This window comes from Celeribacter sp., assembly GCF_048266405.1.
Classification (GTDB): Bacteria; Pseudomonadota; Alphaproteobacteria; order Rhodobacterales; family Rhodobacteraceae; genus Celeribacter.
The window spans coordinates 1-12,317 of record NZ_JBLWZO010000017.1; the positions used below are offsets into that span (position 1 = coordinate 1).

A 12,317-nucleotide genomic window follows, 5' to 3' on the forward strand; every position below is an offset into this window, starting at 1 on the left:
CGCAGGTTGGACAGATCAAAACATGGTGCATTTGTCATCGTTGGTGACAGACAACTATGACATCTATTCCAACTTCCCGATCAATTCGGTCGACGATGTGAAAAACCGCCGTTTGAATGCGCCGGGCACATCAGCGAACTGGTTGGCCGATACAGGGGCAACACCCGTCAACGGGGCGCTGACAACCTACTACACCGACATCCAAACAGGTGTGTCCGAGGGCACGCTATCGTTTGCCAGTGGCATTCAGCCAACCCGCGTTTATGAGGTGGCACCACACCTGTCGCGCGTTGGGTTCGGGTCGATGTATTTTGGTGGCATTGCCGTCAATAAGAAGTTTCACGACCGCCTTCCCGCCGACGTGCAGGTAGCTTTGCGTGAAGCAGGCCGTATCACATCGCGCAGCCACGGTGACTATGTGACCGAGCGTTCGACAAATGCGATGACGGAGATGGTTGCCGCTGGGCTTCAAGTCAATGAGATGGCACAGTCCGAGCGTGAGAAATGGGCCGCAACCTTGCCCAATGTCACGAAGCCTTGGCTCGATGCGAACGGCCCCGCTGCCGCGACCGTCCTCAAGGCTTATTTTGACGAGTTGAAAGCCCGCGGCATTACGCCTGCGCGTGATTGGTCCGCCGAAATCTAAACCCTGAATCCATTTTGTTTCACTCCATCGAATTGGACATGACATGCCGCACGAACGTACCTTCACCCAAAGCACGGGGCCTTTAAGACGGGCTTTTCAGGCTGTGTTGAGCGCTATTGCCGCAATTGGAACGATATGGATTTTTGCCATTATGCTCTTGATTGTGGCCGACGTTGTCGGCCGCAATTTCTTTGCCGCGCCAATCACTGGCGTCGCCGAAATCGCGGGGCGTAGCGTCGTAGCCATCGTGTTCTTGATGTTGCCTGCTGCTGCCCTTAAAGGGGCGTTGATCCGTGCGGATTTCTTGGTGCGTCTCATCCGTATGGGCTCGCCACGCACCGTACATCTTCTTGATATGCTGTTCGCCCTCGTCGGGGCCGTCCTCTTTGGTCTTGTTGTCTTCGCCGCGTGGCCAGACACGTACGAAGCATGGGTCTCCTCCGAGTTTTTCGGGGTGCGTGGGGTTTGGACCCTTCCGACATTTCCGTTCCACCTGATTGTGGTGCTTGGGTCTGGTGTCACCAGTCTCGCTTTTGCTGCCGTTGCATATGACAGCGCCGTTCTGACAAAATCTGAAAAGAGTTTCCAAGATGACTAGCATTACAATCGGTCTCATCCTTATTGGCGTCTTGTTCGTTTTGGTCCTGTTGGGCATGCGTATTGCGGTGGCGCTTATGGCTGTTGCGTTTGCGGGCGTCTGGATTATTCGAGGCAACTTCGATCTGTCGATGCGCCTGATGTCGATTGCGACCTATAATGGTGTGGCGAACTACCTGTTTGCGACCATTCCGCTCTTTGTCCTGATGGGGCACCTAGTCAGCATTTCGAATGTTGGCAAAGACACCTTTGATGTGGCCGAAGCATTGCTACGCCGTCTTTTGGGCGGATTGGGGATAGCCACAGTTGCGGCCAATACGGTTTTTGCCGCCGTCACAGGGGTCTCGATTGCCTCGGCTGCGGTCTTCACCAAAGTGGCCGTGCCTGAAATGACGCGGCACGGATATCGCCCGTCCTTCTCCGCAGGGACCGTTGCGGGCAGCTCGGTGTTGGGGATGCTTATCCCTCCAAGCCTGCTCCTCATCATTTATGGCGTGCTTGCCGAACAATCCATCGGTCGCATGTTTATCGCCGGTCTTGTCCCTGGGGCGCTCCTCGCCGGCGGCTTTGTTCTCTGGATCATGCTCGTTGCAAAATTCGCCCCACGTCTCGTCTTTACCCAAGAGTACCTCAGCAAGAAAACCGAACAGCATGAATTGCCTCCCGCCATGCCCGTGACGGAAATCCTGAAGAAACTGCTCCCCATTGTGGTCTTGGTCGTCTTCGTATTGGGCGGGCTTTACAGTGGCTTCTTTACGCCAACCGAAGCAGGTGGAGTAGGCGCCTTTGCGGCTCTGATTATTGCCTTGCTGCGGCGCAGTTTGGACCTGCGCAAATGGTGGCAGGTTCTGACGGAAACAGGCACAATCTCTGTCGGTATTCTGGCCCTTCTCGTTGCCGCAAGCTTCTACAGCCAGATGCTCGCCGTAGCAGGTATCCCGTCGGCCATCGGGTCGTTTGTGCAAAACAGCGGATACGGTCCTGTTGGGTTTCTATTTGTCTACGTCATACTTGTTCTTCTGCTCGGCATGATACTGGACAGCAGCTCGATCTTGTTGATTGTTGTGCCTATTGCTGCACCGATTGCACAGGGCCTCGGGTTTGATCTGATCCAATTCGGGATCATCACCGTTATCGCAGTGGAGGTTGGCCTGTTGACTCCGCCGTTTGGAATTTCGATCTTCACTGTCCATTCGACGCTGGGGGATAAAAACACAACGCTCGAATCCATCTTCATGGGGGCATTTCCCTATGTGGTGATTATGTTGCTCGTGCTGGCGCTTATCGCTGCGTTTCCGGGGCTTGTGATCGGGTGAGGGGTGGCCCGTTCCGGGCTGTGCTATGACATCCAAGCGGGTTTGCATTCTGCGCCATGTTTGGACGTAATCAAATTCCTGTGCGGAGAGTCGTCGTATGAAAGACATCACTGCTATTCGGGCCATTTTGGAGCGCCCACGAGGGGCGGTTCTTGCCGTGATCGTTGGCGTTGAGGGTCCGTCCTATCGGCCTCTCGGCGCGATGATGACGATCTACGGAAAGAACGACTGTGTTGGCTCCTTGTCATCAGGCTGTATTGAGGCGGACTTGGCGCTTCAGGCGCAGGAGACATTGCGCGAAGGTGCTCCGCGCCTTGTTCGATACGGGCGAGGATCAAAGTTCATTGATATCCAGTTGCCCTGTGGCGGGGGCTTGGAAATCGTTTTACTCCCGACCCCGGATTTGGCGGTCCTGACGCAATTGGATGCCAAGGCAAAGCAACGGCATCGATGTGCATTGGACATCGATATCGAAAGCGGTGCCATGACCTTGGGGCTTGGCGGTGCGACCCGCCGAACCGCGTCGGGGATCAGTATAGATATCGTGCCAGAAATCCGCGTCTTTGCCTTTGGAAAAGGGCCAGAGGTGAACACCTTTGTCGCTCTTGCAACGTCGGCGGGATACCCCGCTGTTGTATTATCACCAGACGACGAGACCATAGCTCTGGCAAAAAACTTGGGCTGTGTGACGCAAAAGCTGACCTCAAAGACGTTCCCTGATGATCTGGCCGTTGATGACCGATCTGCAATCATCCTGTTTTTTCACGATCATGATTGGGAGCCTGAAATCCTGGCAGCATCCTTAAAGACGCCTGCATTCTACATCGGAGCACAGGGCAGCTTGAAGGCGCGAGACGCGCGTTTTGCGGCGATGCGTGGCATGGGGGTTTCTGACAAGGATCTTGAACGCATGCATGGACCCGTTGGACTGATCTCATCGGTCAAAGATCCCACAACGCTTGCGATATCAGTACTTGCCGAAATTGTTGGAAAGGCAATGCAGGACAGCGGGGCATGAATTTGTGGGATGACACGGGCGCATTGTGTTGTGCCCGTGCCGTTTTTCGAGGTGTGAGTTACATCATCTCGGCGCGTTCGCTTTGCAGGCCTCGGAAGATGCAATAGCACATCAGAAGCAAGACCAGCGTGAACAATAGGCCTGTGGAGATCACCATGGATTGTAGAGCCGCTAGGCCACCGCCGAGCAGCAATGCGATCGCAACAGCGCCCTCAAAGACACACCAGAACACACGCTGAGGCACAGGCGCGTCAACCTTGCCGCCCGCTGTGATAGTGTCGATGACTAGCGAGCCGGAATCCGATGAGGTCACGAAGAAGACGATGACCAAAACGATACCGATGAAGGAGGTGATGGAGGCCAATGGCAACTCGCCCAACATCTGGAACAACTGGCGCGGCAACTCTGCGGATTGCGCCCCAGTGAACCCGTCAAGGATCACCTGATGGATAGCAGTCCCGCCGAAGATAGACATCCATGCCACGCAGACCAATGACGGGATCAACAACACGCAGATGATGAATTCACGCACGGTACGGCCGCGGCTGATACGGGCGATGAACATCCCAACGAAAGGCGACCAGCTGATCCACCACGCCCAGTAAAACGCGGTCCATCCTTGGCTGAAGTTCACATCTTCACGGCCAAACGGATTGGCGAGGGCAGGGAGGTATTCGGCATAGGCCTTCAGGCTGTCCCAAAAGAACGAGAACAAGAAGGCTGTGGGGCCGACGATGAGTGTAAATAGCGCTAGCAGCCCTGCGAGCCCCATGTTGATCTCGGACAGGACCTTGACGCCGCCATCGAGCCCCCGCAGCACGGAGATCAGGGCGATAGAGGTGATGGCCGTAATCAGGATCACTTCGGTCGTGTTGCCGATTTCAATACCGAATAACTCGTTGAGGCCCGCATTGGCTTGTGTTGCCCCCAATCCAAGCGATGTCGCGAGGCCAAAGAGTGTCGCGAACACTGCCAAAATGTCGATGATATGCCCTGGCCAACCCCAGACACGATCCCCGAAAATCGGGTAGAATGCGGAGCGGATCGTGAGCGGGAGACCTTTGTTATAGGTGAACAGCGCCAGTGCGAGGCCAACAATCGCATAGATGCCCCATGGATGCAGACCCCAGTGGTAGATTGTAGCCGCCATGCCAAGACGAACGGCCTCGGACTGATTGTCCAACGCCCCTGCGAGCGGCGCCCAGTCCGTGCGCACCCCGCCTTCTGTGGCGGTGCCACCAATGGAGGATGAGAAGTGCGACAGCGGCTCGGATACGCCGTAGAACATTAGGCCGATGCCCATACCTGCGGCGAACAGCATCGAGAACCATCCCGCATAGGAATAGTCAGGCCGCGCGTTGGTGCCCCCGAGGCGCACCTTGCCAAAGGGTGAAACGATCAAGAACAGGGCAAACAGCACAACCAAATCAGCCGCGCCGATCAGAAACCAGTCAAAGTTCTTGGTGGTGAAATTGAACATGGCGCTAAAGATAGACGCGGCCTGTTCTGGTAGAGCTAAAGTAAAAAATACAAAGGCAACAATAGCGGCCCCTGAAATGGCGAACACAGGGTTATGAATGTCAAACCCGAACGGGCCAACAGCCCCGTCCACGTTGTGTTGACCGATTTCATACTCTGTGTCGATCACATCCGCGGCCCCCTGAGGCGCGGGTATGCCATGGTTGGTGGTTTCGTCAGACAAAAGAGTCTCCTTTTCGAATTTCGTTTGGTCCGTTCACACCTCAACTACGGAAACGTAGGAGACATCGGGCACGCCATATGGATGCCGCTGCGAACGGAGCGATGACAGTCACCGACGCGCGCGACCCATAGGTGTATCGAAACTGAATGCGCGTTGAACTGATCTCACGTTGCTGTGGGTATCAGCCTTTGCCCCAAGATCGCAACCAAGTCACGGAAACTCATTTGCTGACGTTCAGACGAACGGAAGAGACGATTTTAGTTTTGTATACAAACGGCGCCACGAGGGCGGCGTTTGTTAGTGTATCAATGCTGAAGCAAAGCGACGCGGCATTTTACTGGTCGCGCATCCAATTCAGTTGAGAACGGGTGATAAAGTAGTGTCCTGATGAGGGCTGCCTTATGTGCAGCTGAAACCAGAACACCAGTATTAGATCAGGCGGCGAGGGCCAGAACCGCCATCGCAGGCAGGCGCAGAACCTCATGGGCCATCGCCACACGCTCGGGCGTGTAATAGCCCTCTTCGTGCAGGAAGTTGACCGTCGCCACCATCTTGCCGCCAAGGATCACGGGCAGGTTGATCACCGAGCCGCAGCCCAGTTTGCCAATCAGTTCCGCATCAGGAAATACGGTGTCGATATCGGCCAAGGTGTTGGAGACAAAGGTCTCGTGACGCCCATGCACCTGCTCGAACCAGCGGTTCATTTCGATTTCCTTGGTGCCCGTCGTGGGGTAGTTCTCCACGTCGTCGGTATAGACGCGACGGGCGAGCATGGCGTCCATGTCGGCGGTCATCACCGTGAATAGCTTGGCCCCGACCGTGGCCTTGGTTAGCGCGCAAAGCGCAACATAGGCCTGCTCGTCCGTGGTGGCCTCTGATAGCGCCTTTTCGAAGGTGCGTCGCGCCGTATCTGTATTTGTCATGTCTTAGTCCTTACGGTCTGGATTGCCGCCTGACGCAGCGTAGAGGGATTGGGTATAGGGATCGGTGAAACCGCCATCATGGAGCGCGGAGGCGGGCGCGATCTCGACAATGCGGCCCTTGTTCATCACGGCCATGCGGTCGCACATGAAACTGACCACGGGCAGGTTGTGCGTGACCAACAGATAGGTCAGCCCTTGTTCGCGGCGCAGCTTCTTCAACAGGTTCAGGATTTCCGCTTGCACCGAAACGTCAAGCGCCGAGGTTGGTTCATCGAGCAACATCACTTTGGGCTCCAACATCAAGGCCCGCGCGATGGCGACCCGTTGACGTTGCCCGCCCGAGAGCTGGTGCGGATAGCGAAAGCGGAACCGCTGGTCGAGGCCTACGGCGGCGAGCATGTCGTTGACGCGCGCGTCGCGATTGCCAAGCCCGTGGATTTTGAGCGGTTCGCTTAACACGGTGTCCACGGATTTACGTGGATGCAGGGAGCCATAGGGGTCTTGGAACACCATCTGGCAACAGGTGGCGAAATCCTGATCGACGGCATGTCCGCGCGGATGGCCGAGTACCGAAATCTCACCGGTCCAATCGGGGGCAAGCCCTGCGATGGCCTTCAGGATCGTCGACTTGCCCGACCCGCTCTCACCGACTAGCGCAAAGCTCTCGCCTTCTGCGACCTCGATGTTCACTCCTTCGACAACCTTGGTGTCACCATAGGAAATGTCGAGGTTTTTCAAAATAATGGCGCTCATGTGCCGCTCCATGCGCTGCGGTCAAGGACGGGGAGTTCGTCGCGGGTTTCTTCCATGCGGGGCACGGCGGCCAACAGGCCCTTGGTGTAGGGATGCGTGGCCTTGTGCAGATCGGCGGCGGCGCAGCTTTCGACCACCTCGCCTGCGTGCATGACCAGAATGCGGTCGCAGTAACGCGCCACCAGATTGAGGTCGTGGGAGATCAGGATCAGCCCCATCCCCTTGTCACGCACCAATTCGTCGATCAGGTCCAACACCTGCGCTTGCACCGATACGTCCAGCGCCGATGTCGGCTCGTCCGCGATCAACAGGTCGGGGCGCGGGATCAGCATCATGGCGATCATGATACGCTGCCCCATGCCACCGGACACCTCGTGCGGATAGAGGTCCACCACCCGTTCGGGATCGTTGATCCGCACGGAATGCAACATCTCCAGAACGCGGGCTTTGACCTCGCGGCGCGGCAGGTTCTCGTGGGTTTTGAGCGCCTCGGCGATCTGCGCACCGATTGTCATTACGGGGTTTAGCGAGAACTTCGGGTCTTGCATGATCATCGAAATCCGCGCGCCACGAAGGTCGCGCATCTTGCGCTCCGAAATCCCTTGCAGGTCGATGCCGTCAAACATCATCTTGTCGGCCTGCTGCTGTCCTGGCTTGCGGATCAGTCGTAGGATCGCGCGGCCCGTCATGGACTTGCCTGATCCGCTTTCGCCCACGATGCCAAGGCGTTCGCGGCCCAAGGTGAAGGACAGGCCCTTGACCACCTCAACGCGTCCCTGTGGTGTGGGAAAGCTGACACGCAAGTTTTCCACTTCGAGTAACGGGGAACGGCTCATGATTTGCCTCCCTGTTTGGGGTCCAGCACGTCGCGCAGACCATCGCCCAGAAAGCAGAAGCCGAGCGAAACGATGATGATGGCAAAGCCGGGCATGGTGGCGACCCACCACTGATCGAGGATGAAGGCCCGCCCGCGAGAAATCATCGCCCCCCATTCTGGCAGGGGAGGTTGTGCGCCAAGACCGAGGAAGCCCAAACCCGCGGCGGTCAGGATAATACCCGCCATGTCCAGTGTGACCCGCACGATCATTGAGGAGGTGCAAAGCGGCAGCACATGGAGGATGATGATCCGTGCATGTGACGCCCCGAGCAGGCGCATGGCCGAGATGAACTCGGAGTTGCGGAAGGTCAGCGTTTCGGCCCGCGCGATCCGCGCATAGGCGGGCCACGAGGTGATGGCGATGGCAATGATTGCGTTCTCGATCCCAGGCCCAAGCGCCGCTACGAAAGCCAAGGCAAGGATCAGTTTGGGCATCGACAGGAACACATCGGTGATGCCCATCATAATCTTATCCACCCAGCCGCCGAAGTAGCCCGATATCGCCCCGATCAAGAGGCCGAGCGGTGCGGAGATCACTGCCACAAGTGCGACGATCATCAGCGTGATACGCGCGCCGTAGATGACGCGGCTGAAAATATCGCGGCCCAATTCGTCCGTGCCCATCCAATGCGCGGCTGAGGGCGGCAACAATCGTTGTCCCAACTCCTGTCCCAGCGGGTTCTGTGGTGCAATCCATGGCGCAAATATTGCTGCGAGGATCAGCATCAAGAGGATCAATGCTCCCACAACCGCCAGCGGATTGCGCATCAGCATCCGCGCCATGCGGTAGCTGTGGCCGAGCGAGGCTTGCAGGCGGGAGGTCGGGGAGTCGTCGAGCAGCCAGTTGGTCATCGTCGTCATGGCACTCTCCTATCGGCTACGCGGGTCGAGAATGCGGTAGAGCACATCCGACAGCTTGTTGATGAGAATAAAGACCGAGCCGATCACTAGCGTTGAGCCAAGCACGGCGTTCATATCGGCGTTCAGCAGAGCCACGGTCAGGTAGTTACCGATCCCTGGCCAGCTAAAGACGGTCTCGATCATCACCGAGCCTTCCAGCAGCGCGGCATAGGACAGGCCTATCACCGTGATCAGAGGCACACGGATAGGACGGAACCCGTGGGTCCAGATCACCCGCCATTCCGCGACACCTTTGACGCGGGCGGTGGTGATATATTCCTGACCGAGTTGGTCCAGCATGAAACTGCGCGTCATCCGCGCGATATAGGCCAGAGAGAAAAAGCCGAGAATGGTGGAGGGCAGGATCAGGTGGTCCAGCGCACTACGGAACACATCCCAGTCGCCTGCAATGAGGGAATCAATCAGCAACAGGCCAGTGTGCGGTTCTACCAGTCCTTCATAGAAGATATCGACGCGTCCGGGACCGCCGACCCAGCCAAGGCCTGCGTAGAAAACCACCAACCCCACAAGGCCGAGCCAAAAGGCAGGGACTGAATAGCCGAGAAGCGCAAAGACGCGGATCAGTTGGTCCACCCATGTGCCTTGTTTGGCGGCGGCCCAAACGCCCAGAGGAACCCCCATGCCGATGCCAATGATGATACCAAGCGTCGCCATTTCCAATGTTGCGGGAAAGACGCGGGCAAGGTCTTCGGCGACGGGGCGGTTGGTGGATACTGAATGGCCGAGGTTGCCTTGGAACACATCGCCCACATAGGAGATGAATTGCACCAGCAAGGGCCGATCCAACCCCATTGCGATACGGGCGGCGTCGTATTGTTCTTGCGTGGCGCGATCTCCGACCACGGCCAAGACAGGGTCAATCGGGATCACGCGACCGATGAAGAATGTGATCGCCATCAATCCGACAAAGGTCAGAAGTGTGACAATGACAAAGCCACCAAATGCGCTGGCGGCCTTCGTCAGTCCGGCGTGTGAAGTCGCGGCTGTGCTCAAGGGTCTGGTCCCCATTCTTCCTCCCAAATCCACCGGTGTTCGGGAGGATCGGGATTGTGAAAACTCGACGTCAGAGAGGCCTCGGACGCGGCGGTTGGTCCTTAAGGCATAAAACAATTTTCCAGATTTACAAAAATAATTTTTGCATGACAAAAATTTTTTTTGTAGCGTGAGTGAAAGAACGCCTCCAACGTGTGGCCCTTTCTGATGTTTCAGGCGGGGGTCTCCACCCAAAGAGTGAAATTAGAAATGTCCTCTGAGAACCTGACATCAAAGCCCAATATCGGCCCCGCGATCCGCAAACGCCGCAAGCAGTTGAAGCTGACCTTACAGGCGCTTTGCGACAAATCTGGCGTCTCCGTGGGCTACCTCAGTCAAGTTGAACGCGACAACGCAACGCCTTCGCTCGGCACGTTGGCGCAGATTTCAGCGGCGCTTGATGTGGGGCTCGACTATTTCATTTCAGCGTCCAAACCCTCGGACGGGCTGACCCGCACGGGAACGCGCCCGCTGTTTGCGCTCGATGATTCCTCTCTACGCTACGAGGCGCTTGGCGCGGATTTTCCCGGCTCGGAAATGTCCTCCTACATCCTGCACATCCCCGCGGGTTACGTATCTGAAACCGTGAGCCACGAGGGCGAAGAGATTATTTTCGTCCTTGAGGGCGAAATTCAGCAGACCTTGGACGGCCAGTCCTTTCGTATGACCTTAGGCGACAGTCTGCACTACAGCGGCAACACGCCGCATGCTTGGAGCAATCCAACCGATCAAACCGCTCGGATTCTCTGGACGGGCACGCTGACAGTTCTCAACCGAAAAGGCACCATCGAGCTTCCCGAATTGTCCCACAAACAGAACGCGTAAATCGCGACAATCAGATTAGAAATCGTATCTAACAAGGAGACCTCCCGTGAAACATCTGAAGACAACATTGCTGGCAAGTGCATTGCTCTTGCCACTTGCGGCACCCGCCGTTCTCGCCGACACGCCCGATGGTGTGCTGGTGGTGGCGCAGAACATCGACGATATCGTCGCCATCGACCCCGCGCAGGCCTATGAGTTCACCTCTGGCGAACTGCTCACCAACCTCTATGACCGTCTGGTGCAATACGACGCCGAGGACACCACCGTTCTGGCGGCAGGTCTGGCCTCCGATTGGAAAGCCGATGCGGACGCAAAGACCATCACCTTCACCCTGCGAGATGGCGCAACTTTTGCCTCGGGCAACCCCGTGACAGCCGAGGATGTGATCTATTCCTTCTCCCGCGTGGTGAAGCTGAACCTGACCCCTGCCTTCATCCTTACCCAACTGGGCTGGACCCCCGAAAACATCGGCGAGATGGTCACGGGCGAAGGCAACACCGTCACCGTGAAGTATGACGGCGACTTCTCCCCCGCCTTCGTGCTCAACGTTCTGGCCTCGCGCCCTGCATCCATCGTGGACAGCACGCTCGTCAAAGAAAACGAAGTTGACGGCGATATGGGCAATGCATGGCTCAACGCCAATGCGGCGGGCTCTGGCCCCTTCACGCTGCAACGCTATGCGGCGGGTCAGATGGTGCGTTTGGAAGCCAACCCGACCTACTTCAATGGCGCGCCAGAAATCGACAGCGTGATCATCCGTCACGTTGCCGAAAGCGCCACGCAGCAACTGCTGCTGGAGCAGGGCGATGTGGACATGGCCCGCAACATGACCCCCGACCAGATTGCCTCGCTCGACAGCGACGAGATCAAGGTTGAAACCTTCCCGCAGGCCGCCGTTCACTTCCTGTCGTTCAACCAGAAAATCGACAGCCTCACTGATCCCGCCGTATGGGAAGCCGCGCGCTATCTGGTGGATTACAAGGGTATGACCGACACGATCATCAAGGGTCAGATGGACGTGCATCAGGCCTTCTGGCCTAAAGGCTTCCCCGGCTCCTACGACGAGACGCCCTTCTCCTACGACCCTGAAAAGGCCAAGGAGATCCTGGACGAAGCAGGGATCGAAACACCTATCACCGTGTCGCTCGACGTGATCAACGCGGCGCCCTTCACCGATATGGCGCAGTCGCTTCAAGCGAGCTTTGCAGACGCGGGGATCAACTTCGAGATCCTTCCGGGCACGGGTAGTCAGGTGATCACGAAGTACCGTGAGCGCAGCCACGAAGCGATGCTGCTCTATTGGGGCCCCGACTTCATGGACCCGCATTCGAATGCCAAGGCCTTTGCATACAACTCCGACAACTCGGACGAGAGCTATGCGGCAACGACCACTTGGCGCAACGCATGGGCCGTGCCTGACGAGATGAACGAGAAAACCATGGCCGCTCTTTCCGAGACCGATCCCGAGGTGCGTCTCGACATGTATCGTGAACTGCAAAAAGAAGTGCAGGAAGAATCCCCCATCGTCATCATGTTCCAAGCAGCCTATCAGGTGGCGATGGACGACGATGTGTCGGGCTACGTGAACGGCGCGACATCCGACTTCGTTTACTACCGTCTGGTCGAAAAAGACTAAGCCGACGGTCCTGATCTGACCTTTGTGGGTCGCCGTTCGCGCGGCGGCCCACTTCTTTTCCCCCGAATTCC

The 12,317-nt window shown here is 57.1% G+C and carries 12 protein-coding genes; 6 read left to right on the forward strand and 6 right to left on the reverse strand.

The genetic code is table 11. The annotated features are described in order from the left end of the window. From dctP to ACN0TS_RS17225, 4 genes are all read left to right on the forward strand, one after another. Positions 1–646, forward strand: a 646-nt coding sequence (gene dctP, locus ACN0TS_RS17210) for a TRAP transporter substrate-binding protein DctP (RefSeq protein ID WP_417260561.1), incomplete at its 5' end; no start/stop codon positions are given. Positions 647–689: 43 nt separating this feature from the next. Further along, on the forward strand, positions 690–1,244 hold the full coding sequence (locus ACN0TS_RS17215; protein WP_417260562.1) for a TRAP transporter small permease subunit: 555 nt from the start codon (positions 690–692) through the stop codon (positions 1,242–1,244). Next, positions 1,237–2,559, forward strand: a complete 1,323-nt coding sequence (locus ACN0TS_RS17220; protein WP_417260563.1) for a TRAP transporter large permease — start codon at positions 1,237–1,239, stop codon at positions 2,557–2,559. The genes ACN0TS_RS17215 and ACN0TS_RS17220 overlap by 8 nt, the downstream gene beginning before the upstream one ends. A 97-nt stretch (positions 2,560–2,656) precedes the next feature. Then, the gene (locus ACN0TS_RS17225; RefSeq protein ID WP_417260564.1) at positions 2,657–3,577 is read left to right on the forward strand and encodes an XdhC family protein; all 921 of its coding nucleotides are present in this window, start codon (positions 2,657–2,659) and stop codon (positions 3,575–3,577) included. Positions 3,578–3,635: 58 nt separating this feature from the next. Here ACN0TS_RS17225 and ACN0TS_RS17230 read toward each other — a convergent pair whose 3' ends face one another. The 6 genes from ACN0TS_RS17230 to ACN0TS_RS17255 form a co-directional block, all read right to left on the reverse strand. Next, positions 3,636–5,279, reverse strand: a complete 1,644-nt coding sequence (locus tag ACN0TS_RS17230) for a BCCT family transporter (protein WP_417260565.1) — start codon at positions 5,277–5,279, stop codon at positions 3,636–3,638. A 434-nt stretch (positions 5,280–5,713) separates the two neighbouring features. Beyond that, on the reverse strand, positions 5,714–6,202 hold the full coding sequence (locus ACN0TS_RS17235; RefSeq protein WP_417260566.1) for a GAF domain-containing protein: 489 nt from the start codon (positions 6,200–6,202) through the stop codon (positions 5,714–5,716). A gap of 3 nt (positions 6,203–6,205) precedes the next feature. Continuing rightward, entirely contained in the window at positions 6,206–6,955 is a 750-nt protein-coding gene (locus tag ACN0TS_RS17240) for an ABC transporter ATP-binding protein (protein ID WP_417260567.1), read from the reverse strand. Then, positions 6,952–7,791: an ABC transporter ATP-binding protein gene (locus tag ACN0TS_RS17245; protein ID WP_417260568.1), complete on the reverse strand. Its 840-nt coding sequence runs from the start codon at positions 7,789–7,791 to the stop codon at positions 6,952–6,954. Before ACN0TS_RS17245 ends, ACN0TS_RS17240 begins: the two co-directional genes overlap by 4 nt. Continuing rightward, positions 7,788–8,693 carry an ABC transporter permease gene (locus ACN0TS_RS17250; protein ID WP_417260569.1) on the reverse strand — a complete coding sequence of 302 codons (906 nt, stop codon included), beginning with the start codon at positions 8,691–8,693 and terminating at the stop codon, positions 7,788–7,790. The genes ACN0TS_RS17245 and ACN0TS_RS17250 overlap by 4 nt, the downstream gene beginning before the upstream one ends. 9 nt (positions 8,694–8,702) lie before the next feature. Next, positions 8,703–9,761: an ABC transporter permease gene (locus tag ACN0TS_RS17255; protein WP_417260570.1), complete on the reverse strand. Its 1,059-nt coding sequence runs from the start codon at positions 9,759–9,761 to the stop codon at positions 8,703–8,705. A gap of 234 nt (positions 9,762–9,995) precedes the next feature. Between ACN0TS_RS17255 and ACN0TS_RS17260 the strand changes: the two genes are divergently transcribed. Together ACN0TS_RS17260 and ACN0TS_RS17265 are read left to right on the forward strand one after the other, a co-directional pair. Further along, positions 9,996–10,610, forward strand: coding sequence for a helix-turn-helix domain-containing protein (locus tag ACN0TS_RS17260; RefSeq protein ID WP_417260571.1), 615 nt, complete (start codon positions 9,996–9,998; stop codon positions 10,608–10,610). A 46-nt stretch (positions 10,611–10,656) separates the two neighbouring features. After that, entirely contained in the window at positions 10,657–12,246 is a 1,590-nt protein-coding gene (locus ACN0TS_RS17265) for an ABC transporter substrate-binding protein (protein WP_417260572.1), read from the forward strand. The last annotated feature ends 71 nt before the right edge of the window (positions 12,247–12,317 follow it).